A 26,961-nucleotide genomic window follows, 5' to 3' on the forward strand; every position below is an offset into this window, starting at 1 on the left:
ATCACGACCTTTGTTCTTCATCTAAATCGTCACTCGAAGCTAATAATTCTCCATTTCCTGCAATTGCAAACCGATCTCTTTTTGATCCATATCCAAAATTAGAAGATCTACGATATTTGTTTTGGAAGTCTGCGAATCGTCTTTTTCTCTTGGGTTTTTCTTTTTTACTCATAATGATAAGTTTTTATGAATTACCAGACTGATTATTAATTCTCTTTCTAATTTATTAATTTTTTTGATCTTAAATGAATTTAATTGACTCTTTTTTAACAACTTATACTTATTTAACAATCAATACCGCTAAAAATTCTTACAAAACATCTTACTTTAATCAATGTACTAGTAAATAACTTTGTAGGAAAAATTGAATCTTTGAAAACGTATAATTTTTGAGAAGAGTAATTTGTCAAAAAACTCCCAAAATAACATTAACCCTTGGAATGGTTCTTGATTCTTTTTATATTTAAATGATTTAATAGATTTATGAGATTTTTTCTCAACATACTATTCGGGGGACTATTATTCTTACAAGGATTCGGACAAGATATTATTTCAAATCCTACAGATCTTCCTACCGCAAATATATTTAGCCCCACTGCTGATTATTCCTTAATCAATGATTTTCGTGGATTAGAATTTGATGTCGAAAACTCAAAAGTGTCATTTAATTTCGTTCATGATAAAACTTCAGGTACTATTTCGGGATTAGATTTTAAAATTAATTTTAACCCCAAAGACCCAGATAATGCCACTTTTAAGGGTACTGCACTTATAAAAACACTGGATACTGATAATTTTATACGAGATGGACATCTGATGTGGGAGAAATTCTTTTACAAGAAAAAGTACCCCAAAATAGCTTTTGCCAGCACACATGTAGTTCATTTTGGAACAGATACATATAAAGTCATAGGAAATCTGACTATCAAAGGAAAAACTAAAGAGGTAATAATCACCTTCTCTCTAGACGCTCAAAGACTATTGGGCAAAACAACAATATTTACTAGTGACTATGGAATCCATATTCATGAAGAACGAGAAAAAAACAAACTGGATATTAAGTTTTACTTCCCTATCCTTCTTTAACACTATTTATGATCTAGATAGTTCTTCTTTTATAAATTGATTAATTTGCCATTGATCGCCCATTAGTGCATTGGTATTGGGTGTATAAGTAGCATATGGATATGGACCATACTCTGGAGTAATAGTAATATAGCTTCTCTGTTGTGCTTTTGCATGATCAATCATGGTTTTCCACCATTTTATAAAAGTAGATAACTCCGGCTTATATCGATCTTCTCTAGGATCTATTACTTGTGGTGTTTGAGCAGATCCTACACGAGCATGTATATGATAACTATGCTTAATCGCCTTAGCAACCGTCTCTTTTTGATTATCTAACATAGATTCTGCTACGCAACACCAGTGGGAGAAATCTGAAGTAAGTTTCAGATCAGGAAAACTATCCAGGTATTGGGCACAGACATGGGCCGCAAAAGAGAACCGTGATCTATGTGTTTCATGAGCGATAGGAACTCTGGTTTCTTTTTCTATTTCTTCGGCTATCTGAAGTAAAGAAGCATTTTTTTTGAAAGTGAAAAAATCCATTCCTGTATGAGAATTTATCAGTAATGGCGAGGCTTCTGCCAGATTATATAAATGCCTTTTATAAGAATCTTTATGTTTATTAAAATCAATCTCCTTGGTCTCCCAATGCTGAGCTACTATTTCTAATTCATGATCAGAAATAATAGCCAGGATTTCTTTTTTCTCATTTATATTTAGTGGCAAATCAATCTCTATACCATCGTAACCAGCATCTTTGACCTTTTTTAGAAAAACACTCCATTTTAGATCTGCACTTCCCCATCTTGGATATATAAACTTTAATTTCATTATGATATCCTACTTAATTGTGATTTTATATTCTATTACCATTAATATCCAATTCTATAACTACCTTATTGAGTTTTTTAACTTCTTCAAATTGAGTTGTTTTATCACCCACCACAACATAAATCATTTTATTCTCCTCAAAATATTTGTTGATTATTGACTTAAAATCGAGCTCACTCATCGCCAAGAGTTCCTTTTGATCATCTTCAATATAGGAAGCGGGCTTATTATACTTACTCATTTCTCTCAGAATGTTTAGTTTATCATTTAACCCTTCATAATCTCTGGTACTACTTTTTAATATTTTAGTTTTTGTGGTTTCTGCATCGTCTTCATCAAAACTATCGCCATAGCTAGTAATCATTTCTTCAATGATTTTTAATGATGGTAAAGTAGCATTGGCACGAACACTTGTCGCCACAAAAAACGGAGAAGTATGTTGCTGAGCTCTAATCCCCGAATAAGCACCATAGGTATACCCCTTTTGAATACGTAATGTTTGAAACAATCTTCCACTGGATCCTCCCCCTAGAATTTCATTTGCATAATCCAAATTATTAAATTCTGGATTTACAGCAGATATTGCTAATTTACCTATAAAAATTACGGATTGCTTGGATCCTGGCATATCGATAAAAAACAATTTATCGATATGGTCTTTTTCGGTAATTTCTATTTTCGGAACGGTCGTTTCTTTTATTTCCCAATTCGTAGCAATTGAAGATAGCGCTTCTTCTACTCTACTTTTATTTATGTTTCCTGCAATATGAAAAGTTGCATTTTTGGGAGAAAGATTAGTGTAATGTGCCTTTATATCTTCTAAAGAAATATTATTTAGTGTTTCTAGAGTGCCAGAGTTAGGCAGTCCCAAAATATTATTTTCTCCATACAATAACTTGTTAAAATTAATTGATGCAATGGCTTGCGGACTTGCCTCTCTACCTTTTAGGCTGGTTTCTAACGCTAGTTTTAATCTATCATATTCTTTTTCATCCCAGCGAGGTTCCAATAAAATCTCTTCAACCAACTTAATCGTTTTTTCAAAATTTTTGGTCAGACAAGATCCGGTAATCCTTATTTCTTCTGTTCTACTAGATATATTAATGGATGCACCTAGAAGTCCTATAGCTTCTTCTAGCTCTGCAGGAGTTTTAGTTGCTGTTCCTTCCATCATCATACTTGTAACAAAGCTCGAAATTCCTGCTTTTTCTACAGGGTCTAACAAATGTCCTCCAGGAATAGTAATATCAAAACTCACTAATGGCAATTCATTATTTTCTATACCATACAATCGCATACCATTAGCAATTTTTCCTGTCCATACTTCTGGAGATTTGAACAATGGTAATTTTCCAAAATCTGGTTCACTTCTATCATTAATAGAAGGGGTTTTTTCATAAATAGCTTCTTCTCCCTGGCTTACTTCTTCATTGGCGACATCTGTTTTTACTTCTTCTATCCATACTTTGGCTTCATTTGCATTGGTTATAGCCAAGTTTACTTGTTCTTTGGGAACAACACTCGTCATTACATAATTTTTTCCTTTGATATAGGTGTTATAGACACGCGTGATATCTTCTCTGGTAACTGCATTAGATAGTCTAGCAGTTTCAGAAATATATCCAGGATCTCCCTTAAACTCATTGTCCTGAACTAATTGAAAAGCTTTATTAAGGACTGTACTAAACCCTTGATACAATCGAGTCTCTAGCTCTGCTTTAATTCTTTTAAGTTCATTATCTGTAAATCCATTTTTTTCAAACCTTGCTAAACCTTCGTTTATAGCCAATTTTACACTGTCTAGATCTTTGCCTGCATTAGCACGCACGATAAATGAAAATTCTCCTGCGATCTCGCTAGATCTTTGAAAACTACGAGGATTGGGGGCTAGTTTCTTTTCTTCAACAAGTATTTTGTATAACGGAGATTTTTTACTCCCACTTAATAATTCTCCTAAAACTTCTAGAGCATATGTATCTTTATGGTATTCTTCTACAGTAGGATATACTATTCTTAGCTCAGGCAGTTTAGCAAAATTATCTTCAAAATATAAGGATTTGCTATTTTCAAGAACTACAGGCATAGGCTCTAGTTTTGGCACATCTGGTCCTTTTCTAATTTCGCCAAACCACTTTTTCACCAATTCTTTAGTCTCTGCGATATCAATATCCCCAGCAATCACTAAGGAACCATTACTTGCTCCATAATATTGTGTGTAAAACTCTTTTACATCTTCTAATGTTGCCGATTGTAGATCTGGTAATGAACCTATTACTGTCCAACTATAAGGATGACCTTCTGGATATAAATTTTTTCGGATTATTTCATCGGTATATCCATAAGGAGCGTTATCTACACGCTGGCGTTTTTCGTTTTTAACAACTTGCTTTTCTCTTTCCAGAGCTGCTTCGGTAACGGTATTAATCATATATCCAAAACGATCAGAATCTATCCAAAGAATCTTTTCAAAAGCATCTTTGGGTACTACTTCATAATATACAGTTCCATCGCTCCACGTACCCCCATTGCGTTGACCTCCCCATTCAGGGATTAATTTTCTATTGGCGCCTACAGGTGTATTTTCAGAATCATTAAAGGACATATGTTCAAAGAAATGTGCAAATCCTGTTTTACCAGGTTTCTCTCTATTGGATCCAACATGCATCATTGTTGCTACCGCCACAATAGGGTCACTATGATCTTCATGAAGAATTACTTCCAGACCATTATCCAGTGTAAATTTTTCGTATGCTATCTTAAACTCTGTTGCTACACTAGTATCAGGTGTTTCTGTATTCTTTTTTTGTTCCGAATTTGAACAAGAGTATAACATCCCCCATATTGCGAGTAGTACCAATTTGTTTTTGAAAAATGACATTGTGTAAGGTGTTTTTTTGGTTAAAAATGCTTAGTTGAGAATCAAAAATAAGGAAACACATCCCAAGAATTTCATAAAATGGTTATAAAACTAAGGTTTAAGCCCTGACAAATTACTAAATAGAGACAACAAATGCCGAATATTGCCCATGGTGAGTTATAGAAACAGGAATGGCAGAAGCTTTTTTGTCAATACATACCACAGGCACTCTATTTAAATCTTTAGAAAAAGAAATCAAAGATGTGGGGATTCCTAACTCCTGAGAAATTACTGCTTGTAGTTTTGATCTAATTTGAGTCCTGCTTTCTACTACTTGAGAGCGACATTCAATGTGACCATCGCGCGCAATACTATATATATACTGAGGATGAAGTATTGAATCTACGGTATATAAAAGGTTATCAATATTTACTGTCTCTTCTTGGGTACATTCAAAATCCCTGGGATTGTATTTGGGTATTAAGGTATGCCTTCTTTGGTGTGCTTTATAAACAGCTTCTTTCATACTCCAATACTTCCAAACCAGTATTCGTGGATTTTTAGAAGCGTAAATATCGGCTTGTTCTCTATCAGTAAATATTTTTTGTACCCAGCCTTTTCTCTGCCAATTACTTTGCTGATTTGCAAGGCTAAGGTCTACAATATCATTACCTATCATTTAGCCTCCAGTTTTTCTTCTATTACTAATAGAGAAGCCTTAACGGTTAGCATTTTTTCCATAGCTTCGTTATCGATCTGAATATCGAATTCATCTTCAACATCCAGAACCACATCTACCAAATTGGCAGAGTTGATCTCAAGATCTTTAATAAAATCTGTATTCTCATTTAGGGATTCAAGCCCTTTTGTGTTTTGTACATATGGTGTTATTATGGTTTTTAACTTGGATAGTAATTCTTCTTTTGTCATATCTTATATGTTGTCATTAGTATATTTTTTAAAGATGATACAGGCATTTACATCACCAAAACCAAAGCTAGCCTTTGCAATTACAGAAGGTGCAAAATCAAGTGTTTTGGTAGGAATTTTATCTCTATCAATTAATGATGCTATTTCAGGATGTAGGTCTTCACAATTATTATTACCAAAGATGAACTTTTCTTTTAGCTGCAATATGGTAGCTACACTTTCTATACTACCGGAAGCCGCTAGACAGTGACCAACTAAGCTCTTAAGTGAATTGATATATGGAAAATCTTTTCCTTTTAGGCCTAATGCCTTACTCCAGTTATATATCTCTGTACTATCCATAGTTGTAGCAGTCAGGTGACCATTTATGGCATCTATTTCCTGAGGGTTAATTTCTGCATTAATTAATGCTTTGCGAATACAGTGTTGTACAGCTTCACTATTTGGTGCAGTCATGCTTCCTCCTTTGCGTTGCCCACCACTATTGACATGTCCTCCCATAATTTCGGCGTAGATGGTTGCTCCTCTTTTTTTGGCATTCTCAAGGCTTTCTACAACCAAGGCTCCTGCACCACTACCAGGTACAAACCCACTAGCTGTAGCGCTCATAGGTCTTGATGCTTCGGTAGGGTTATCATTATATTTGTAGGGTAAAATGCGCATGGCATCAAATCCGCCCCATATGTATGGTCCACTATCACTGGTGCTCCCAGCTAGGATAATCTCTGCATTGTTATTGGCAATACGATCATAGGCCATCAAAATAGCTTCTGTACCAGTACTGCATGCTGAAGAATTCGTAGTAACGATATTTCCACAACCTAGTTTTCCCCCTAAAAATGCGCTAATACCACTTGCCATAGTTTGTATAACACTCGTACTACCTAACCTCCTTACTTGACCAGCATCTACTTTATATATGGCTTCGCGAAATTTGTCTACACCTAGGATTCCTGTACCAAAAATTACACCAGCATCCCATTGTGGTGTATCTGAAGTATTAATGGATAATCCAGCATCTTTCCATGCATCAATTCCCGCAATTACTCCATACTCCATCCCAGATGCATTTAATCCTTTTAATTGCACTGTATTAAAGTAATTGTTTAAATAATCTTTCTCATATATAGGTATACCAGCTATTTGACATGAAAATTTTAAGCTGCCTAATTCCTTTAAGTATTGTATCCCACTCATTCCGTTTATTATATTCTTCTCAAAAACTGAAATGTTCGTTCCATTTGGAGCAACAATACCCAATCCGGTTATAACAACTCGTCTTTTATTCATCCTCTGTAGCTGAATTTATAATCGAAATTATTTTTGCACGTGCTTTTTTTGACTCTGCCATAATCGGTAATATGGGCCACACATGGGGCATACCTTCTCCTACTATTACTTCTATTTCTCCTTTATTCTCTTCAATTTTTTCTATTAATAGCTCTTGATCTGGTGCAAGTATATCATGAGTAGCCATAAAAAGGTGTATTGGTGGAAAACTATCAAAATTTCCATACAACGGAGAAATTAACGGGTCTTTTAGTGATCGCTCTCCTGCACACATTTTTTTTGAAGACCTAGACCCTTTTACACTTAGAATCGGATCAATTGAGTCAATTTTTTTAATTTTAGGATTGGTTAAACTGGCATCCATAACCGGAGTAATAGCAATTAATCTATTTGGAATCTTCTTTTCTTCATACAGCAATCTTTGAGTGAGTGTCATAATTAAATTTCCACCGGCCGAATCTCCAATTAGAATGATTTTAGAAGGTTTATATACCTTTATAGCTTTCAGATAAACCTGATATACACTTTCTGTAATTGTTCTTATATCGTTTTCTGGTGCTTTGGGGTAATCTATCATCCAAGCATTGGATTGGGTTTGTTTTGCGATTTTAGCAATTACCAACCAATTCTCACGAGTTGGTCCATAAACAAAAGCTCCGCCATGACAATATAATAATAAGAAATCTGTACCTACATTCTTAGGAGTTATAATAGTTACTTTACTACCATTTACTTCATTTGTTTTATACGTACTGCCCTGTAAATGCCATTTCTTAGGGATGTGAATATCTTGCGTTCTCTTTTTTTGATAATCAATTGGATCTTGAGACCATGATTTCTTTTCTCCTTTTAGTTTTAGAACTAATTTTACTAAAGCATACCCTATACTCATTTCTCTATATTATTTTTGAATGCGACTCCTGCTACAACCCCTTTGGCAACCAAAACATTTTTTGAGTTATACATGGCTACATTGCATTTTAGTTTATTGAATCTAAAATATACCTTATCAGCTTCTACATAAACCTTTTCTCCAGGGAAAACCGGTGCATAAAAGTTAATATCGCTACTTGTCATTGCTACATTCCATGCTTCTTGATCCCATGTGTCTTTTAAAAGAAAGATTCCAAAGCATGCCATTCCTATCTGTGCCATACATTCTGTAAGTATAACACCTGGAGTTACAGGATTACCTTTAAAATGTCCTTTATAGAAATACTCATTGTGCAAAAATGTGTAATTACCCTTGATATGATCTTCATTAACCTCTACAATCTCATCAACAAAGAGAAAAGGTTTGGTATATGGTAATTTTTGTATGATTTCTTTTTTGGTCACAACACACTAATTTATTTATAAACTTACAAAGAGATGTTTTCTCTTCTAATTTAGATGCTCTCCTCCATTTACAGGAATAACGCAACCGTTGATCCATGAAGCTTCATCTTTACACATAAGATATACAGCATTAGCAACATCTTCGGGCATGGTAATTCGGTTAAATGGGTTTCGTTGAATGCTATGCTCTATAATTTTCTGGTAACCTGGTATCATTCGTAATGATTGAGTGTCTACTGCTCCTGGTTGTAAACAATTTGCTCTAATACCATATGGGGCAAACTCCAACGCTATGCTTCTTGTTATTGCTTCTAAAGCAACTTTTGCGGCAGATACTGCGGCGTAATTCTTCCATGCTTTGGTATTTCCTTCACTGGTAAAGGAAACAATTCTTGTATCTGTGGCAAATAATCTGTAATCAAAAATAGTTTTTACCCAATCATAGAGACTTAGCGCCATGGCCTCAATAGTTAAATGAAAATCATCATTTTTTAGCGTATTACTTTCATCGACCATAGGTTTTAGGTTTCCTTTGGCAATGCTATGTATAAGTACTTTTATACGGTCATTACCAATCGAATCACATATATCATTAATAACCTGAATACGTTTTTCTGATCTTAAAAGATCTATATTAAATGAAAGGAACTTAACTTTTAAACCTTGTATTTTTTCAAAATCTGCATAAATTTGATTCATCTCACTTTTACGGTTGCGATGAACAATAATAATATTCATGCCATGCAAGGCTAGTTTTTTTGCAGTGGCTAATCCCAAACCTGTACTGCCTCCCAAAATAAGAGCCCATTCATTTTTATGTGCAAAATCTTTATTCATACAAAATGTTTTTACCCAAAGGCACTGAAAAATTACTACTTTTTTACCATTCTAACAATATTCTCTGCGCAGAGAATCCTGGCCCAAAACTAAGCATCAATCCCGTTTCTCCGGATTGGGGCTGTCTATCCATAAATCGTTCTAAAACATATAAAACAGTGGCACTACTCATATTCCCGTACTTCATTAAAACTGCTTTAGTATCATCAATATTCTTACCTAGACTTCCAAAAAGCTCTTCTACAGTTTGTACAATTTTTTTTCCTCCCGGATGAAAGATAAGATGATCAATATCCTGAATACTCCTTCCATATTTTTTTAAAAAAGGATGAATTACATTAGGAAAATGCGCTGCTATTGTTTCTGGCACTTTGGGGTCTAAGATCATTTGCAACCCTCCATTTGTTAACTTAAATCCCATCATAGTTGTAGCATCATAAAAATGATACATCTCATCACCGATAACTTTGGGTCCAATTGCATTTTTCTCTGAAGACAGCAAGGTACATGCAGCCCCATCTCCAAAAATGGCAGCACTCACCATATTAGTCATACTATAATCATCTAATTGAAATGTGGCTGTTGGTGATTCTATAGCAATTACTGCTGCTCTTTTTCCTGGATTGGCTTGTAGAAAATTGCGGGCATAAATGATTCCAGAGACACCAGCGGCACATCCCATTTCTGTAACAGGAAGCCGTACAATATCTTGTTTAAGACCTAGATCATTAATGATATATGCATCTACAGAAGGAATCATAATTCCTGTACAACTTACAGTAATGATATAATCAAGAGATTTTGGATCCCATTCTGCTTTTTTTAGGGCATTTTGTAATACAGAGGTACCAAGTTTCTTTATTTCTCTGGTATAAATATCATTTTTATCTTCAAACGAAGTTGCAGAAAACACTTCCTCAATACTCATAATTCCATAGCGTTTATCAACGGCTGCATTTTCAAAAATTTTGATCACTTTACGCCTAAAACGATCATCTTGCGTTGATAACCAATGAGAAACAAAAGGTAATATTTCTTTGGTTTCTCGCATATATTGAGGTAGCTGCTTAGCTACAGAAACAATTTTTACACTCAATTTCTCTTATTTTAAAATTTTTAAACATTCCCCTTATTAATGACCCATAGATACCTAAAAGCCCATTTCCAGTCAATTTGGTGTTTTTTTAAATTTAATTCTTCTGCAAAATTTAGCAACTCTCGCTTTTTGAATCCTCTTTTTATAGACACCAATCCATCATTTTTTGCTACAAAACCTCTTATAAAAAAGAAACTAAATATTTTAAATAGATAATATGCTATTGGACTACGATGCAAATCATTAATTATTACTCCAATATTGGCCAATTGAGTAGCTTTACTTAGTAAGGTAATTATTTCTTCATTTTTTAGATGATGTAATGTCAACGTACAGATAATAATATCATAAGAGTACTCTGTGGTATTCATATCCAAAATATCTTGCTTAGTATATAATATCTCTGGATACAAAACACTTAATTTTTTGGCATATCCCAAGCTTTTCTCATTTAAATCAACTCCTATAAGTTTTACATCTCGGTTTTCCTTCTTTAAGGAGTCAGCAATGGATCTAAGCATTTCTCCACTACCACATCCTAAATCGAGTATCGTAAGTTCTTTTAAAAGATCCTTGTCTTTTAACAATTTATGGATTGCATGAATAGTTATAGTATTGCCTCCTAACCATTTATTTACCCTAGATATATCTGACAAAGCTACTTGTAATGCCTTTTCTTCGATATCTACATTGTCCATAAATTCTTGTTCATCACTTCTATATCTAAATTTTGCTAGCATAGGAATGGTTCTCCGTGAGTTTGTTTTATTATCTTAGGAACAATAGCAGGTATTGCATTTGCCAGTATGTAAGATACTTGTTGCATACTACTATTAAGTAGTACCTTTTGTAATATTCTACCGGTGTATAATCGTTTAGAAAATGCTTTATTCCATTTTTTTATATATATCTTTTCTATTTCTTGTCTGGAGAGTCCTTGATTTATGGTATAATTTTCTATCAATAATTCACTTATAATTTGCGCGCTTTGAATAGCCATAGCCATCCCATTACCACAAAGGGGATGAATTAACCCTGCCGCATCACCGGTCATAAAAACATGGTTTTCTATAGGTTTTTTCTTGTCAAAATTTATCTGACTAATGGTAATAGGTTTATCGAAAATTAACTCCGAATTTTTAAAGAATGCATTTAAATGAGGATTCTTACTCATTACCTCTTTTTGAAATGTAATAATATCTTTATACTTTTTAAAACTATCGTAAGAAACAAGATAACAGGTATTTATTGTGGTATTTTCTACCATAGAAAGACCACAATAGCCTCCTTTAAAATTATGTAAGGAGACCATTTTTGAGTCAAAATCACCTTTATAATGCCCTTTGACCGCCAGCCATGGGGATTTTTTAAAGCTAAAGGCTCTCTTTAAGTTTTTATCAAGCTGTGATCGTTTTCCATAAGCCCCAATAACATAATCACTGGTTAGCACCAATCCATTACTTGTTTTTAATGAAAACTTGTCATTTTCAAATACAACATCGATAACTTGATCATTTAATAACTGTACTCCTAGATTTTTAGCTTTTTCCCAGAGGTAATGATCTAAAGTATATCTACTTATTCCAAAACCACCTAAAGGTAATTTACTTTGGATACTATTACCCTGTTGAGTGGTTATCATAAATTTTGAAATTGTAACTGCTTGTAGTGACGCAATATCAATTCCTAATGAATCAAGATAAGGAAGTACCTCATTAGACACATATTCTCCACAAACCTTATGAATTGGATAAACACTCTTTTCTATTAAAGTAACTGGAATCCTTGCATTTATTAAGTGAATTGCACTAGTCAATCCAGCTAATCCCCCTCCTATAATTATTATGTGCGAATGCTTATCCAAGTACTGAAGATACATAAAATTTGAGCATAAAAAAATCCCAACTATATAGTCGGGATTTTAAATATTATCTTACAAAAAGATTATTGCTTCACTTGATTTTGAGCATCTTGCTTCATCTTTTCATTGGCAACAATACCAAGTTCTACTCTTCTGTTTTTTGCTCTACCTTCTGCAGTGGCGTTATCATACTTCGGAAGCGTTTCTCCGTGCGCATAAGTAGTTAAGCGAGTTCTACTTATTCCTTGAGATACTAAATATTCTGTAACTGCATTGGCTCTTTTTTGCGATAATTTCATATTGTAGGTATCATCACCTGAGCTATCTGTATGCCCTTCAACAATAATATTAGTATCTGGATATTCTTTAAAAATACCTGCCAATTTATTAAGATTAGCTTTGGATTTAGCATTGATAGTAGATTGATTTGTAGCAAAATATACTCCACTATTTTCATCAAAAACTACATCAATACCCTCTCCTACTCTTGTAACCTCTGCTCCAGGTATTTCTGATTCAATTTTTTGTGCTTGTTTATCCATTTGTTTACCAATGACTCCACCGGCAACACCTCCTACAACACCTCCAATTACCGCTCCTAGTGCAGAATTCTTTCCTTTTACATTATTTCCAATGATTCCCCCAAGAACCGCTCCCGCTGCGGTACCTATAACAGCTCCTTTTTGTGTATTATTAGCATTATTAACAGCTTCACAACCTGCTAACATTGTAACTGCCATTACCGCAACTACTATCTTTTTAAGATTTGTATTCATCATTATATAGATTTGTATTATTGTACTTTATTAAAATTCATTGTGATCACAAAAGGTTTCCCTTCAAGACTAACCGTCATTGTCCAAGTCATAGTAGACTCATCAAGGTGTTGTAAAAGCATCCTATAACCAGCGTTATTATTTGTGCTTTTTTTCTTTTCATTTATAGGTTTAAATAAAAAACTATACTCTCCATTTGCTTCTGGCTTAGGGATTGTAAATCTAAAATTTCTTAACCCTTTGGATACACAGCTACTTTCATATAATTCATAGCTTCCGGTATTATTATTTGGAACAAATCTCCAAAAACTACCGGCAAAGCATTCAGATGGTGCGTCGTTATATAAATTGACAGCAAAAACACCATCGCGATCGTAAGATATTTTGTCCAAGGACCATTTCCCTTTAAGTGTTTTCTTTGCCGCTATAACGGTTTGCTGAGTAGTATTACAAGAAGCTAATAGGACTACTACTAGCAGTAACATAAGTTTTTTCATTGTTGTAAGTTTTATTATATAAAAATAGCTAATAACGATAACGTTTCCAATATTATTATATTTCAAAATAATATATTAATTGAGTAAAATAATAAACGCCAAAAAGTGGATAAAAGACACAAAAAAGGGATAAAAAGCCTTTCCTAATCTTAAGCCATCCTGTCATTACTTTAAAACCATATTAAAACGGAGATTTACCAAAATATGACTTGATTTTTGAAAAAGAGAAAAACAAAATAAACTACCAAATTTATTCTTGTTCATCAGATTTTGGCACTCTGAACAATAAAATAATACCAATAATAAAAAATACGATCAAAAACATGGTTGCATTCCTCATACTACCAGTTACCAAATCTACTGTTGCGTAAATTGCCATACCTATAACAATTCCTATCTTCTCTGTTACATCATAGAAACTAAAGAAAGATGTAGTGTCCTCAGTTTCAGGTAAAAATTTAGAATATGTAGATCTTGATAGTGCCTGAACACCACCCATTACTAACCCTACCACTCCAGCGGCAACATAAAAATGTATTGACTCAGTCATAAAGTATGCATAAATGCATATAAAAGCCCATATAATATTAATAACTATCAGAGTTTTAATATTACCAAACCTCTCAGAGCATCTAGAAGTAATAATAGCACCAAGTACAGCTACTAATTGAATTATCAATATACTAATAATTAATCCCATAGTTTTTTCACCATCATCTCCCCAATTTATTTCCTGTTCCCCAAAGTAAACAGCAACTAACATAACAGTTTGAACAGCCATACTATATACAAAAAAAGCTATAAGATATTTTTTTAATCTGATGTTATTAGACATTATAGTCCATACCTGTTTAATTTCCTTAAAGCCCTTAAAAAAAACATCTTTGGTAATTTTATGCCCTGTAGTATTCCCTTTAGGTAAATAATAATAAGAAATCTGACTAAATAAAATCCACCAGATTCCCACCATAATAAACGAATACCTCATTGCTTCTATACTAGCTTGCTCATTTTTGGCCATCATTACCATTGCCAAATTAATAATCAATAGAATTACACTACCAATATATCCTAAAGAATAACCTTTGGCACTAATTCTATCATGTTGTTCAGAGAATGCGATATCGGGTAAATAAGAATTATAAAACACAATACTTCCCCAATAACCTACTAATGCCATTATGTAAAAAAACAAACTAATATAGATATGATCCTTACTAAACCAGTACAAACCTACGCAAGATAAAGCCCCAATATAATTGAAAAACTTCATAAACACTTTCTTATTTCCAATATAATCCGCTATACCAGAAAGAATTGGAGATGCCACAGAGACAATTACAAAACCGATAGTAGTCGCATAATTTATTAGAGGAGTACTTCGTATTTCGGCTCCAAAAACTTCTATCGTTTCCCCTTTTAGAAATAATGTTCCATAAAAAATAGGAAAAACAGCGGATACAATAGTTAGGCTATATACCGAGTTTGCCCAATCATAAAATGCCCAAGCGTTTAATAGTTTCTTGTGTCCTTTAGGTAGTATAGTTTTCATAGTATTACATAAAAGTTATAAAAAAACAGATCCCACTAAACCTCTAATAAACATTATATAGGTAAAAGTGGGATTTAGCTCAAACTACTATTTTACTAATCATTACATTTTACATGATTATAAATAGCGTATCACTAAATAAAAAAAGCTGTTCTGATTTTTCTCAGAACAGCTTCTAAAGTAAGTATAATCTTTTTAAGAATATAAACTTTATTATTATTTAAATGTAGTTACTCCAAATTTTTTGGCTTCAGCCTTTGCTGCAGGCGACCATGCTGTAAGGTTAGCAATACGTGTATCACTAGAAGGGTGAGTGCTCATAAACTCTGGAGGAGCCTGACCACCACTGTTGGCTTTCATACGTTTCCATAATTCTGCGGCTTCATCTGGGTTATATCCTGCAATTGCCATTAGTTGTAATCCAATACGATCTGCCTCGGTCTCATGACTTCTACTAAAAGGTAGCATTACTCCAAATTGACTTCCCAGTCCGAACGCTGTACCTACAATTTGTTGTGTTTTTGAATCTTTTCCGCTCACTGCTACTGCTGTTGCAGCTCCTGCTACTTGCTGAATTTGACCAGCACTCATTCGTTGTTGACCATGATTGGCCAACGCATGGGCAACTTCATGTCCCATTATAGCAGCGACACCAGTTTCGCTTTTTGCGATTGGCAAAATACCTGTGTATACTACAATTTTTCCACCAGGCATACACCATGCATTAACTGTTTTATCTTCTACCAAATTGTATTCCCATTTATAATCTTTGAGATACCCTTGATAACCATTAGCATTTAACCAACGTTCTGAAGCTTTGGCTATCTTTTGACCAACCCGGGTAACCATTTGAGCATCAGATGTACCTTTTAACACCTTATTCTCTCCCAAGAATTGATTATACTGCTGAAAAGCCATTGGTAATATCTGAGAATTGGGTACTAGTGCCAATGTCTTCTTACCAGTAAATGGATTTGTTGCGCAGGACATAAATAATAAAATGGTCCCGATTGCTACTATAGATTTTCGTGTGTTCATATCAAATACAGTCTTGTAAATTTCCTTTTTGTTTTAAATTTACAAAAATAACAAGCTACCTTCAAAAAACATAGTGTATTATTTCTTTTAAAAAATCCATGTAATACTCTATTGATCGATTAAATGCTTATACTACGCTACAATATGAAGTTCTGTAAAGTTTTTTGGCACCAAAAGAGTATTATTCTCGATATCAAAACTTGCACTTTCAAAAGTAACAACCACATTATCAATCTCAATTTCATTAATTTTAAAAGGCAGCCCGATCAACTCTATTTTTATAAAATCATATTCTGTAATGTAACTCCCATTTTTATGTTGTTGAATTATGACCTCATTTTCTTTTCCTGTAAAAGAAAAGCTTCTAAGGCTATATCTTCCTTTTGCATAATCATAGCCATCCTGTGCATCTTCATATACCATGGATACTTCTTTAATACCAAACTTATAATATGCTTCAAGTTTTAATTCATCAATTATTTTTTCTCCTACATATTGTTGTATTGGGTATTTAGGAATAATTGCCCCTTCTTTTACAAATAATGGAATTATATCCAAATCAGCATCGACCCATTGTTCCATCCCTCCTTTTACATATTCACGCGTCCAGTAATTATACCAGTTTCCTCTAGGGATATACATTCTTCTACCTTTTGCATTTGGTTCTTGTATAGGACAGACCAGTATCTGATTTCCAAAAATAAACTCATCAGTTCTATAATGTGTCTGTAGATCTTTCTGATCGTACAATACCAGGGATTTTAACATGGGTATACCGGATTCTGCATATTCCCAAAACATAGTATACAAATATGGTAATAACTGATAACGTAATTCTACATATTTTCTGGTTACATCTACCACTTCATCACCAAACGTCCATGGTTCTTGATTGCCGTGATCCCCAGATGAATGTGTTCTACAAAATGGATGGAATACACCTAATTGAATCCATCTGGCATATAGTTCTCCGGTAGGGTGTTCTGCAAACCCGCCTATATCACTACCGGTAAAAGACATACCGCTCATACTCATCCGTTGTGCCTGAATATTGGCTATCCAAAGATGCTCCCAAGTAGCAATATTATCTCCTGTCCATGATGAAGTATAGCGCTGTGCACCAGAGTATGCCGATCGTGTGATAATAAAAGGACGTTTAGGATAAGCAAATCTTTTTACCCCTTCATAAGTGGCTCTAGCCATTTGGGTCCCATATATATTATGCGCTTTTCTATGACTACAATAATTGCCATCATAGCTATGTCGTACATCATCAGGAAATGTTTTTCCGGGGACTTCCATTACTGCCGGTTCATTCATATCATTCCAGACTCCTTTTACTCCTATTTCATCAATAATACCTTTGAATAATCCTGCCCACCATTCTCTAACCTCGGGGTTTGTAAAATCTGGGAAATAACATTCTCCAGGCCAAACTTTTCCTCTCATATATGGTCCATCCGCTCTTTTACAAAAATAATCATTCTTCATAGCTTCTTGATAAACAGAGTAATCATCATCTATCTTGATCCCTGGGTCTATGATTACGACTGTTTTAAATCCATCTTCGGCTAATTCTGCAACCATACGCTTTGGATCAGGAAAATATTCTTTGTTCCAGGTAAAACATCTAAAACCTTCCATATAATCGATATCCAGATAGATAGCATCACATGGTATTTGAAGTTCTCTAAATTTATTTGTTACTTCTTTTACTTTACTTTCTGGATAGTAACTCCATTTGCACTGGTGATATCCCAAAGCCCATAAGGGAGGCAACTCTGGCTTTCCAGTAAGATCGGTATATCGAGTTACGACCTCTTGCATATCAGGACCATAAAAAAAGTAATAATTCATTTCTCCTCCTTGTGCCCAAAAACTGGTTACATTACGTCGTTCATGACAAAAATCAAAAAAGGTTTTGAATGTATTGTCAAAAAATATCCCATACGCTCTTTCTTCATACATACCTATATAAAACGGAACACTTTTGTATAAAGGATCCTGATCTTTACCAAAAGCATACTGGTCTGTTGCCCAATTTTGAACCCGCTTTCCTTTAAGATTCAAATGCATTGGTTTATCACCAAGACCATAATAACATTCTCCTTGTGGAGCAGATTTACTCATTTTTACTATGTTTCCTCCATACTCATAGCTCTGTTCCCAATGAAAGCCCCAATCATCTTTACAGATTATATTGCCTTCTTTATCCTTAATTGTTACATGAATGTTTGCTTTAGAAATATGTATACTAATTTTTGCAGTGATAATAACATATGCATCATCATTTTCTTGCACCTCCAACTTGCTATACCCTCTCACTCCTGTTTCGCTAATCGCATAAGAGAAATCTTTTTCAAAATTATTATCGGTGGCATATCTAAACCGAATTACACTACCCCGAAGAATAGTAACTTGTAAAATCACCCCATTTTCAGTGGTAAAATTGAGTTTATCTACATTTTGCGAAAAGGAAATAATCTTACCAGGGAATAAATTCCCTTTTTGTTCTAATTCTGTATTAATAATCATATAAATTTCTTTTTCAGTTGGTTTTTTAAACTATAAAAAAACAATATCCGTATCAATTTTTAAATCATTTTTATTACTATTTATTAAAAAAAATCAACGAAAACGTTTGAATTTCAAATAGATAACCATCAAGCCGTTATAGTGGCTATTTTTACATATCCTTTTGAATCAAACCATTTATTATTTTGCTAATCAATTATATATTTTGAATACCACTATTGCTAATGGAGGAATTGTAATTTCTACAGAATATTCTTTGTTGTGCCAATTTTTGGATTGGATAGTTATCTCTTTTTTATTAGACATATCACTCCCTCCATACTTTTTAGCATCACTATTAAATATCTGAGTAAGTTTGCCATTATTTGGTAGTCCTATTCTATAATTTGTTCTTGGAACTGGAGTAAGATTACAAACAATAATTAGATCATCTTCTTTTTTCTTTCCTTTTCTTACATATGCAATTACAGAATTGTCGTGATCATCATAACTTATCCACTCAAATCCCTGTGAACTAAATTGTTGCTCATATAATGCAGGATGAGTTTTATACAATATATTTAGATCTGTTACGGTTTTTTTGATCCCTTGGTGATACTCATATTGAAGTAAATACCAATCTAAATCACTTTGGAAATTCCATTCTTTTCGTTGTCCAAACTCTGATCCCATAAATAATAGATTTGAGCCTGGGTGGGTAAACATATATCCATATAACAGCCTTAGATTTGCAAACTGTTGCCACTCATCCCCTGGCATCCTTCCAATGATACTAGATTTACCATAAACTACTTCATCATGAGATAAGGGAAGCATAAAGTTTTCTGTAAACGCATAGGTCATGCTAAATGTGAGGTCGTTTTGGTGGTGTTTCCTATGGATAGGTTCTTTGGCAAAATATTGTAAAGTATCATGCATCCATCCCATCATCCATTTCATACCAAACCCCAGCCCTCCTGCATAAGTGGGTTTTGACACCATGGGAAAAGATGTTGATTCTTCTGCTATCGTTTGCACATCGGGGAAACCGCGATATACTTCTTCATTTAACTCTTTCATAAAGGCAATAGCCTCAAGATTCTCTCTGCCACCATATACATTTGGTTCCCATTGCCCCTCTTCTCTAGAGTAGTCCAGAAAAAGCATTGATGCAACCGCATCTACACGTAATCCATCTGCATGATATTGATCTAACCAAAAGATAGCATTACTAATCAGGAAGCTTTTTACTTCATTTCTTCCATAATTAAAAATAAGGCTTTTCCAATCGGGGTGATACCCTTTTCTTTTATCTGGGTGTTCATATAAACATGTTCCGTCAAAAAAGCCCAGACCATGTGCATCTTCTGGAAAATGTGATGGAACCCAATCTAGAATAATTCCTATATCATTTTGATGAAGTTTATCGACTAATAATTTAAATTCTTCGGGATACCCAAATCGCGATGTAGGAGCATAATATCCTGTAATTTGATAACCCCATGATGGATCATATGGATACTCCATAACAGGCATAAGTTCTACATGTGTAAACTGCATTTCTTTTACATAGGAAACTAACTCATTTGCGTGCTCTGCATATGACAAAGATCGATTTTCGTCAATTATTTTTTTCCAAGAACCTAGGTGTACTTCGTATACTGAATAAGGAGCATTAATGCTATTATGATTTTTACGTTTTTGCATCCAGGTAGTATCTCCCCATCTGTATTCATCCTCCCAAACAACAGAAGCCGTTTTTGGAGGATGTTCGCAACGCCTGGCATATGGGTCTGCTTTTTCGGTTGTATAAGCATTATGATGAGAATGAATCTTATATTTATAGAGATTTCCTTTTCCTACATCAGGAATAAAGCCTTCCCATATTCCTGATTCATCCCATCTTACATGTAACTCATGTTCGCCTTCTGCCCAATAGTTAAAATCACCAATAACTGAGACAGATTTGGCAGAAGGTGCCCATACGGCAAAGTATGTCCCTTGTACATTATTGACTGTTGTAATGTGTGAACCAAACTTTTCATACAATCTATAGTGTTTGCCATCCTTAAAAAGGTTTATATCAAATTCTGTAAATAAGCTAGTTGGAATAACATTACCCATATATAGATTTTTCAATTATAGTTTAAATCCATCTGGGATTATTGTCCCTTTTCTTATAACAACTACACCTTCTCTCACAACATAAGATTTCTCTTCTGTATCTTGCAAGTGAGAACCTCCGTTAATTACAACATCATTTCCTATTCTTACATCTTTATCAATAATAGTATTTGTTATTTTACATCTATCACCAACCCCAAGAGATGGTACTCCGTTTTTATGATCTTCTTCCAAATCATTTATATCTTGGTAAGAATTACTACCAATCATATAGGTGTTTTTTATAATTGTTTCGTCACCAATTCTGGATCTAATACCAATTACAGAACGTTCAATTTCTTTGGCATTAATTATACATCCTTCGGCAATAATAGATTTATCCAATCGAGTTCCTGATATTTTTGAAGGTGGTAATACTCTAGGTCTTGTTAACACTGTATTATTTTTATTAAACAAGTCAAATTGCGGTATATCATCTGTTAGCTTTATGTTAGCTTCAAAAAATGAAGGTACATTTCCTATATCAGTCCAATATCCTTCATACTGGTACGCCAATACTTTATATTCTTCTATGGCCTGCGGAATAATCTCTTTTCCAAAATCTATGGTTTCTGTATTGGATAGAATATCTATCAGTAATTGTCTGTTAAAAATATAAATTCCCATTGAAGCAAGATAGGATCGATCTTCCTTTTTCATCTCTTCGCTCACCTCAGATTCCCATCCCTGTAACTCTTCCATACTTGGTTTTTCTGTAAAGGAAGAAATAAAACTATTGCTATCCGTTTTAAGAATACCAAATTGAGTAGCCTCTTTGGGTTTTACTGGTATTGTAGCAATAGATATATCGGCCCCTTTATCAATATGGCTATCTAGCATCTCATTAAAATCCATTTGATATAATTGATCCCCAGAAAGTATTAGTGCATACTCGAATTCATGATTTAACAATTGATACATTGATTGTCTTACTGCATCTGCCGTACCTTGATACCATGTTTTATTATCAGGTGTTTGTTCTGCTGCCATAATATCTACAAAAGCATCACTAAAATTACTAAAAACATAAGTGTTCTTGATATGCCTGTTTAACGATGCCGAGTTAAATTGAGTTAATACAAACATCCTTTTTATATCACAGTGTATACAATTGGAAATAGGTATATCTACCAATCTATACTTTCCAGCTATAGATACGGCAGGTTTGGATCGTTGATCCGTAAGTGGGGATAATCGGGTTCCTTGACCCCCACCCAAAATTATGGCAAGAACTTTTTTGTTAATCATATTGTTATATTAGTGATTTATATATGGTTACGTACTGATTTGCGGATCTATCCCATGAGTGATCGATTGCTAAGATTTGTTTTTGTATTTCCCGATACTTTTTTTGGTCATTATATAAATTAACGCCACGTTTTATTGAATAACAAACATCCCATACTGAAGCATTATTATGAGATATCCCAAAACCATCATCACCAATATCTATGATGGTATCTTTGAGTCCTCCCGTTTTTCTAACTATGGGTATTGCTCCATATCTTAATGCGTACATTTGATTAAGACCACAAGGTTCTACTCGAGAAGGCATTAGTAAAAAATCTGTACCTGCATAGATAATGTGGGACAGTTTTTCATCATAACCGATATATGAATTATATGATCCCGAAAATTGTTTCTGCAAGGATTGTAATTGCTCTTCAACTTCATGATTCCCAGAACCTAAAATTAAAATATTGCTATCACTATGATTACTAAGGTATTCTGTAATTATTTCTGGCAGTAAATCCGCTCCTTTCTCCCCTACCAGTCTTCCTATAAAACTAAAAAGAGGCTTGTTTATATCTAGATCAAAATGGTCACAAAGCCATTTTTTATTTTCTTTTCTTCCCGAAACTACATCCTTGCTTTTATAATTTTTGATTATCATTGGATCAGTTTCTGGACTCCATGCTTCTATATCAATTCCATTAAGAATACCCACGCACTTATTTTTTTCATGTGCAAGAAGCTTCTCTAATCCATTTGCTTTCTGCTGTAATTCCTGCATATAACTGGGAGATACAGTAGTAACTTGCCAGGCACATTTAATTCCAGAAGCCAAAGGGTTAATACAATTACCCCAATCTAACAACCCAATCTTTTCTTTATCAAATAGAGGTAAGTAATGCAATTTTTCATAAGATAACTGACCTTGATATTGAGCATTGTGAATTGTCAAAACAGAAGGAGTATTCTTCAACGAATTATATTGATTGGCATGACTCATTAAAAAAGGAATCAATCCTGTATGATGGTCATGACAATGTACTAGGTCTATGGTTTGATCTGTAGAAGATACCCAATCTAAAACTGACAGTTGAAAAGCGATACATCGCTCAGAATCATCTTCATAATTATAAACATTAGGCCTATCTAATAAACCTTTGATATAAACAAGATATATATCGAAGCCCAAAGATGGAGATACAATTTTTTCTATTGAATATGGATATAAAACCTGACCAATCTTTATTTCTCCTTTATAAATAGACTCTCTTTTAGAGTCTTTAATAAATGAATTATCATAGTATGGTGCTATTACCATAGCATTAACTCCTGAATTGTTTTGATATTTTGGCAGTGCTCCTACCACATCCGCTAATCCTCCGACCTTAGCTACGGGATAGCATTCAAAACTTGCGTGAAGAATATTCATAAAAAACCTACTTATTTTTAAAAGATTCTAAATAGCTTTTAAAATCATTTAAAACTATAAAAAACCTAGTAAAAATGCGGTGTGATAATCCTAAAAAGGAGAAGTGATAATGATTATTTAATAAAAAAGTAACTTAAAATTTTCAATATGAGTATTTTTCCCCATTTTCGGACAAAATGAGCTATAAAGGTTATTCTACTTATTTATTGTTCGTAATGCTTTTTTGAGAATATACTGGGTTTCTTTAGTAGAAGATTCCTTTTTCCATCTAGCACATGTTTTTTTAACCCAATCTGGTCTGGTTTTACTAGCATCATTTAACCAATTTCCGACTGAGTCTCTAACATATTTAGACGAATCAGATTTAAGAGGATCCAATAAGGTAATAGCTTTTTCAGGATGCTCCTTAAGTTCATCAATCTTTTTAGTCCACACACCTATAGGGCGTATCGCTTCTATTGCATACCGCCTAATATTCTCGTCATCACTGGATATCCATTCTGACAGAATATTAATTGTGGTATCCAGATTAGCAATAATAGCTTCTTTGGATGCAAAGATAGCCACTTCTCTAACTCCAAAATGCGAATCTGCGGCATATGGTTTAATGGCTTTGAGTTTTTTATCAATTTCTGTGTCCTGAAAAGCTACCCAATGAGCAGCCCAACATCTAGGTACATCAGAATCATGAGAAGCAAGGTGCTCAATAATATTTTTATCATTGGTCAACTGCAAAAATGTTAAACCGATAACTTTTGTATTAGAATTTGCTGATGGTTTTTTTTGTGCTGATACCGCCTCATAAAAACTATCATACCAGTCTTGTTTCTTTATCTCTTTAAGAGTTTTCTTTAATAACTGTAATTGATCCACAGCTAACCACTCCATAAGATTAGCAGTTTCTATAAGACCATTATTTAGATATGTAATAACTTCTTGATCTAAATCTTTAAAACTTCTAGCTCCTTTTCTGTTAATAATATGTTCTGGGATCATCTATGGAAATGGTTTAAATAATACATTTTATTTATTTAAAAACAAACAGATTACAAGATCTTATAAATTTACAAAACCTATAAGATCTTGTTGAATTAATTCTGTTTTAAACTAAATACATAATTTATATATAATAGTAGAAAATTTTACTCTTCGAATTGGTTAAACGCATCAAAATGATACAACTGAGTAGATTCTGGTTTTATAATACTAAAAGCTGCTGCTGCCTTCTCATTTTTTATAATATCACTCGCTGCATCTTTTGCTGATTTTATATCACTCCAATAAATAATATCAACAAATTTACCATCACCATTACTTGCAGTGGTTCTTTCTAAAAATCCATAATATAGTTTTACTATATCATTAAGAGAAGTTAGTGCTTTTTTAGCCTCTTCTTCAGAATACCCTGGGTTTACTTCAAATAATACGACTTCTACTACTTTTGATTTTGTGCTCATTAACAAAGTGTTTTGATTAGGTGGTGCTGTACAATTAAACAATAGATTTACCATAATGATTAGAATTAATCTGTTCATAATTCTTAATTTTAATCAAAACTAAACCCCGCTTATGACAACCCTATGTCAGTAGTTTTTTTGGTAAAAATATCAGAGGATTCATGAGCTTCTGCATACCTTTTATAATAGTCTTCGAGGCTAAACTGTTTTGGAGGAAAAAGTTCCTGTGTTTCTATAAAATTTTGAATCCTGTCTGTTCTAAATTCTCTATAATCTTTCCTTAACCTGCAATGTGCGATCATGATCCAAGTATTATTAGTAAAGTATACACCGAGTGGCTCAACTTTTCTCTTACTAAATTCACCATTTGCTTTTGTATATTGAATTTCTAACACCCTATAATCTGTAATAGCTTGTTGTATTACAGATAACGAAGTACTAGGGTTAATTTTTTCTCTATTATAGGTAAAAACTCTTTGTTCTAAAACTTTTAGTTTTTCTTTTTGAGTAGTTTTAAGAACAGCAATAACCTTATCTATCGCTTCATGATATTCATTAATTAGTGATTGATCATTATTGGTATTAATAATTTTTGAAGCAGTCAGTAAGGCGTTTGCTTCTTTTTCTGTAAACATTACAGGAGGTAAAGAGTATCCATCAACCAGATAATATCCTGTTCCTGCTTCTGCTCCAATTGGAACACCCGCATCTGTAAGAGCCTGCATATCTCTATAGATAGTACGCAAACTAACTTCGAATTTAGTTGCTAACTCAGCTGCCTGAACGATTTTTTTGGACTGTAATTTTACTAAAATAGCCGTTAATCTGTGTAAACGTTTCATTCATTATTCGGTTTCATGTTCATCAGGAGAAGGTAAAACATCATCTATTTCACTTAAATCTGTTGTATTATTAATAAAATATTCGGTTTCTTCAATACTTTCATCAGTTTTTGTCTCTTCTGACTCAACAGGGTTTCGCTTTTTATCCCTAATCATCCCTCCCGTCATAATTAGACTAGTACCTATAATTACAAACAGCAATATACCAGGCTCAAAACCTTCGACTATAGCTTCTGCAGGAATAGCATAAAACAACAACACAGTTATCAACCCTCTTGGTGCAATAAACAACTGTGGAGAGATATCTTTACCCATAAAAAGGCGTAGTAACCCATAACGTATGACATAAATAGAAATCAATATTAGGACACTTATCAAAGTTACTTTTAAACTTAGTAAAGATGAAAGTACAATGGTAATTCCAAAAATCACAAAGAATAGCGTGCGCACAACAAAAGCTGTCTCTGCAGTTATGACATGCAACTCATGATATATAGATTTTGCTTTCTCTAGATGTAGGTAACCTCTAAGTTTACCTTGAAAAAACAATTTCATATTAGCGATTACCAAACCAAAAATCAAAATAATAATCAAAGAAGATAAATGCATTTTTTTACCCAAGGCATATAGCAATAATAATACTGCAATTAGAAGAAATAATTTCACCTGACTTTTAATCTTCTGAAAAATTAAAATTATTGCATAACTCGCGACCAACGAAATCACTATTGTTACAATAAGATTCAAGAAAAACCCTCCTACACCTGAGTCTTCAGCTGGGTTTAATCTTCCTGTTAGAAAATAAAACAGCATAATCCCTAGGATATCAGAAAATGTAGATTCGTAAATATGGAACTCTTTTTTTGCCGTAGATAATGAAGATACACTAGGAATGATAATTGCACTAGATAATATTGACAAGGGAGTAGCATACAACCAAGCAGATTGCATTGTCATTCCTTTTACCAATGCCTTTAAAATTACTGCCGCAATAAATGTAGAGGCTACAAGTCCTATCAAAGCAATGGCCAATGACTTCAGAATTGGCATGAGTTTATCTCTCTTTAATTCCAATTCTAAGGCAGCTTCGAGAACAATCATAATCAATCCTACAATACCCAATACCTCCAGCATAGGGAAAAAATCAATAGAGTCACCTCCAAAAGCTTTAAGAACATATTGAAAAATAATTCCCAATACAATTAATAATAATACAGCTGGCACATTTGTTTTTTTGGCTACTCCATTAAAAATAAAGGATAAAATAATGGTAAGTGAAATTCCAATAATAACATTGTATGAAGAAAAAATTTCCATAAGTAGGTTTAAGATTGATTATATTAGTTGATTTC

The 26,961-nt window shown here is 33.6% G+C and carries 25 protein-coding genes; 1 reads left to right on the top strand and 24 read right to left on the bottom strand.

What is annotated here, in order from left to right; genetic code table 11:
- Position 1: 1 nt before the first annotated feature.
- Positions 2–172: a hypothetical protein gene (locus tag C1X07_RS24890; RefSeq protein ID WP_164914076.1), complete on the bottom strand. Its 171-nt coding sequence runs from the start codon at positions 170–172 to the stop codon at positions 2–4.
- A gap of 311 nt (positions 173–483) precedes the next feature.
- Here C1X07_RS24890 and C1X07_RS01925 point away from each other — a divergent pair, with 311 nt between their 5' ends.
- Complete coding sequence (locus C1X07_RS01925) at positions 484–1,086, top strand: YceI family protein (RefSeq protein ID WP_103068280.1); 603 nt, start codon at positions 484–486, stop codon at positions 1,084–1,086.
- Positions 1,087–1,092: 6 nt separating this feature from the next.
- On the opposite strand, the gene C1X07_RS01930 is transcribed toward C1X07_RS01925, so the two are convergent.
- From C1X07_RS01930 to C1X07_RS02040, 23 genes are all read right to left on the bottom strand, one after another.
- Positions 1,093–1,899 carry a sugar phosphate isomerase/epimerase family protein gene (locus C1X07_RS01930; RefSeq protein WP_103068281.1) on the bottom strand — a complete coding sequence of 269 codons (807 nt, stop codon included), beginning with the start codon at positions 1,897–1,899 and terminating at the stop codon, positions 1,093–1,095.
- Between the two features lie 25 nt (positions 1,900–1,924).
- Positions 1,925–4,777 (bottom strand): M16 family metallopeptidase, encoded by a 2,853-nt coding sequence (locus tag C1X07_RS01935; RefSeq protein ID WP_241507173.1) that lies wholly within the window; start codon positions 4,775–4,777, stop codon positions 1,925–1,927.
- A 115-nt stretch (positions 4,778–4,892) separates the two neighbouring features.
- Positions 4,893–5,435 (bottom strand): 4'-phosphopantetheinyl transferase family protein, encoded by a 543-nt coding sequence (locus C1X07_RS01940; protein ID WP_103068282.1) that lies wholly within the window; start codon positions 5,433–5,435, stop codon positions 4,893–4,895.
- A complete protein-coding gene (locus tag C1X07_RS01945) occupies positions 5,432–5,686 on the bottom strand; it encodes an acyl carrier protein (RefSeq protein WP_103068283.1) in 255 nt (84 codons plus the stop codon). Before C1X07_RS01945 ends, C1X07_RS01940 begins: the two co-directional genes overlap by 4 nt.
- A gap of 3 nt (positions 5,687–5,689) precedes the next feature.
- On the bottom strand, positions 5,690–6,976 hold the full coding sequence (locus C1X07_RS01950) for a beta-ketoacyl-[acyl-carrier-protein] synthase family protein (protein ID WP_103068284.1): 1,287 nt from the start codon (positions 6,974–6,976) through the stop codon (positions 5,690–5,692).
- A complete protein-coding gene (locus tag C1X07_RS01955) occupies positions 6,969–7,868 on the bottom strand; it encodes an alpha/beta hydrolase (protein ID WP_103068285.1) in 900 nt (299 codons plus the stop codon). Before C1X07_RS01955 ends, C1X07_RS01950 begins: the two co-directional genes overlap by 8 nt.
- Positions 7,865–8,314, bottom strand: a complete 450-nt coding sequence (locus C1X07_RS01960; RefSeq protein WP_103068286.1) for a 3-hydroxyacyl-ACP dehydratase FabZ family protein — start codon at positions 8,312–8,314, stop codon at positions 7,865–7,867. Before C1X07_RS01960 ends, C1X07_RS01955 begins: the two co-directional genes overlap by 4 nt.
- Before the next feature lie 45 nt (positions 8,315–8,359).
- Positions 8,360–9,151 (bottom strand): SDR family oxidoreductase, encoded by a 792-nt coding sequence (locus tag C1X07_RS01965; RefSeq protein WP_103068287.1) that lies wholly within the window; start codon positions 9,149–9,151, stop codon positions 8,360–8,362.
- 43 nt (positions 9,152–9,194) lie between these two features.
- Complete coding sequence (locus C1X07_RS01970; RefSeq protein WP_103068288.1) at positions 9,195–10,247, bottom strand: type III polyketide synthase; 1,053 nt, start codon at positions 10,245–10,247, stop codon at positions 9,195–9,197.
- A gap of 20 nt (positions 10,248–10,267) precedes the next feature.
- Positions 10,268–10,987, bottom strand: coding sequence for a methyltransferase domain-containing protein (locus C1X07_RS01975; protein ID WP_103068289.1), 720 nt, complete (start codon positions 10,985–10,987; stop codon positions 10,268–10,270).
- Complete coding sequence (locus C1X07_RS01980; protein ID WP_103068290.1) at positions 10,981–12,126, bottom strand: NAD(P)/FAD-dependent oxidoreductase; 1,146 nt, start codon at positions 12,124–12,126, stop codon at positions 10,981–10,983. The genes C1X07_RS01975 and C1X07_RS01980 overlap by 7 nt, the downstream gene beginning before the upstream one ends.
- Before the next feature lie 65 nt (positions 12,127–12,191).
- Positions 12,192–12,884, bottom strand: a complete 693-nt coding sequence (locus C1X07_RS01985) for an OmpA family protein (protein WP_103068291.1) — start codon at positions 12,882–12,884, stop codon at positions 12,192–12,194.
- A 17-nt stretch (positions 12,885–12,901) separates the two neighbouring features.
- Positions 12,902–13,381 carry a lipocalin family protein gene (locus C1X07_RS01990; protein WP_103068292.1) on the bottom strand — a complete coding sequence of 160 codons (480 nt, stop codon included), beginning with the start codon at positions 13,379–13,381 and terminating at the stop codon, positions 12,902–12,904.
- 250 nt (positions 13,382–13,631) lie between these two features.
- Positions 13,632–14,933 (bottom strand): MFS transporter, encoded by a 1,302-nt coding sequence (locus C1X07_RS01995; protein ID WP_103068293.1) that lies wholly within the window; start codon positions 14,931–14,933, stop codon positions 13,632–13,634.
- Positions 14,934–15,149: 216 nt separating this feature from the next.
- The gene (locus C1X07_RS02000; protein ID WP_103068294.1) at positions 15,150–15,971 is read right to left on the bottom strand and encodes a M48 family metallopeptidase; all 822 of its coding nucleotides are present in this window, start codon (positions 15,969–15,971) and stop codon (positions 15,150–15,152) included.
- Between the two features lie 132 nt (positions 15,972–16,103).
- Positions 16,104–18,506: a glycoside hydrolase family 31 protein gene (locus C1X07_RS02005; protein WP_103068295.1), complete on the bottom strand. Its 2,403-nt coding sequence runs from the start codon at positions 18,504–18,506 to the stop codon at positions 16,104–16,106.
- Positions 18,507–18,698: 192 nt separating this feature from the next.
- Positions 18,699–20,609 carry a 1,4-alpha-glucan branching protein GlgB gene (glgB, locus tag C1X07_RS02010; protein WP_103068296.1) on the bottom strand — a complete coding sequence of 637 codons (1,911 nt, stop codon included), beginning with the start codon at positions 20,607–20,609 and terminating at the stop codon, positions 18,699–18,701.
- Positions 20,610–20,624: 15 nt separating this feature from the next.
- Positions 20,625–21,896, bottom strand: coding sequence for a glucose-1-phosphate adenylyltransferase (locus C1X07_RS02015; protein ID WP_103068297.1), 1,272 nt, complete (start codon positions 21,894–21,896; stop codon positions 20,625–20,627).
- 4 nt (positions 21,897–21,900) lie between these two features.
- On the bottom strand, positions 21,901–23,310 hold the full coding sequence (locus C1X07_RS02020; RefSeq protein WP_103068298.1) for a glycogen synthase: 1,410 nt from the start codon (positions 23,308–23,310) through the stop codon (positions 21,901–21,903).
- Positions 23,311–23,505: 195 nt separating this feature from the next.
- A complete protein-coding gene (locus C1X07_RS02025) occupies positions 23,506–24,306 on the bottom strand; it encodes a DNA alkylation repair protein (RefSeq protein ID WP_103068299.1) in 801 nt (266 codons plus the stop codon).
- A gap of 146 nt (positions 24,307–24,452) precedes the next feature.
- Entirely contained in the window at positions 24,453–24,845 is a 393-nt protein-coding gene (locus C1X07_RS02030) for a hypothetical protein (RefSeq protein WP_103068300.1), read from the bottom strand.
- A gap of 32 nt (positions 24,846–24,877) precedes the next feature.
- Complete coding sequence (locus C1X07_RS02035) at positions 24,878–25,609, bottom strand: helix-turn-helix transcriptional regulator (RefSeq protein WP_103068301.1); 732 nt, start codon at positions 25,607–25,609, stop codon at positions 24,878–24,880.
- 3 nt (positions 25,610–25,612) lie between these two features.
- On the bottom strand, positions 25,613–26,926 hold the full coding sequence (locus C1X07_RS02040) for a cation:proton antiporter domain-containing protein (RefSeq protein ID WP_103068302.1): 1,314 nt from the start codon (positions 26,924–26,926) through the stop codon (positions 25,613–25,615).
- Between the last annotated feature and the right edge of the window lie 35 nt (positions 26,927–26,961).

This window comes from Aquimarina sediminis, from assembly GCF_002895435.1.
Lineage (GTDB): Bacteria > Bacteroidota > Bacteroidia > Flavobacteriales > Flavobacteriaceae > Aquimarina > Aquimarina sediminis.

Bases quoted from the DNA above. Each gene is read 5' to 3' on its own strand.
- C1X07_RS02040 (WP_103068302.1), bottom strand. From the start codon at position 26,926: ATGGAAATTTTTTCTTCATACAATGTTATTATTGGAATTTCACTTACC.
- C1X07_RS01955 (WP_103068285.1), bottom strand. From the start codon at position 7,868: ATGAGTATAGGGTATGCTTTAGTAAAATTAGTTCTAAAACTAAAAGGA.
- C1X07_RS01950 (WP_103068284.1), bottom strand. From the start codon at position 6,976: ATGAATAAAAGACGAGTTGTTATAACCGGATTGGGTATTGTTGCTCCA.
- C1X07_RS01975 (WP_103068289.1), bottom strand. From the start codon at position 10,987: ATGCTAGCAAAATTTAGATATAGAAGTGATGAACAAGAATTTATGGAC.
- C1X07_RS01985 (WP_103068291.1), bottom strand. From the start codon at position 12,884: ATGAATACAAATCTTAAAAAGATAGTAGTTGCGGTAATGGCAGTTACA.
- glgB (WP_103068296.1), bottom strand. From the start codon at position 20,609: ATGGGTAATGTTATTCCAACTAGCTTATTTACAGAATTTGATATAAAC.
- C1X07_RS01940 (WP_103068282.1), bottom strand. From the start codon at position 5,435: ATGATAGGTAATGATATTGTAGACCTTAGCCTTGCAAATCAGCAAAGT.
- C1X07_RS01925 (WP_103068280.1), top strand. From the start codon at position 484: ATGAGATTTTTTCTCAACATACTATTCGGGGGACTATTATTCTTACAA.
- C1X07_RS02000 (WP_103068294.1), bottom strand. From the start codon at position 15,971: ATGAACACACGAAAATCTATAGTAGCAATCGGGACCATTTTATTATTT.
- C1X07_RS01945 (WP_103068283.1), bottom strand. From the start codon at position 5,686: ATGACAAAAGAAGAATTACTATCCAAGTTAAAAACCATAATAACACCA.
- C1X07_RS02015 (WP_103068297.1), bottom strand. From the start codon at position 21,896: ATGATTAACAAAAAAGTTCTTGCCATAATTTTGGGTGGGGGTCAAGGA.
- C1X07_RS02035 (WP_103068301.1), bottom strand. From the start codon at position 25,609: ATGAAACGTTTACACAGATTAACGGCTATTTTAGTAAAATTACAGTCC.
- C1X07_RS02005 (WP_103068295.1), bottom strand. From the start codon at position 18,506: ATGATTATTAATACAGAATTAGAACAAAAAGGGAATTTATTCCCTGGT.
- C1X07_RS01930 (WP_103068281.1), bottom strand. From the start codon at position 1,899: ATGAAATTAAAGTTTATATATCCAAGATGGGGAAGTGCAGATCTAAAA.
- C1X07_RS01990 (WP_103068292.1), bottom strand. From the start codon at position 13,381: ATGAAAAAACTTATGTTACTGCTAGTAGTAGTCCTATTAGCTTCTTGT.
- C1X07_RS02025 (WP_103068299.1), bottom strand. From the start codon at position 24,306: ATGATCCCAGAACATATTATTAACAGAAAAGGAGCTAGAAGTTTTAAA.
- C1X07_RS01965 (WP_103068287.1), bottom strand. From the start codon at position 9,151: ATGAATAAAGATTTTGCACATAAAAATGAATGGGCTCTTATTTTGGGA.
- C1X07_RS01980 (WP_103068290.1), bottom strand. From the start codon at position 12,126: ATGTATCTTCAGTACTTGGATAAGCATTCGCACATAATAATTATAGGA.
- C1X07_RS02030 (WP_103068300.1), bottom strand. From the start codon at position 24,845: ATGAACAGATTAATTCTAATCATTATGGTAAATCTATTGTTTAATTGT.
- C1X07_RS01935 (WP_241507173.1), bottom strand. From the start codon at position 4,777: ATGTCATTTTTCAAAAACAAATTGGTACTACTCGCAATATGGGGGATG.
- C1X07_RS01995 (WP_103068293.1), bottom strand. From the start codon at position 14,933: ATGAAAACTATACTACCTAAAGGACACAAGAAACTATTAAACGCTTGG.
- C1X07_RS24890 (WP_164914076.1), bottom strand. From the start codon at position 172: ATGAGTAAAAAAGAAAAACCCAAGAGAAAAAGACGATTCGCAGACTTC.
- C1X07_RS02020 (WP_103068298.1), bottom strand. From the start codon at position 23,310: ATGAATATTCTTCACGCAAGTTTTGAATGCTATCCCGTAGCTAAGGTC.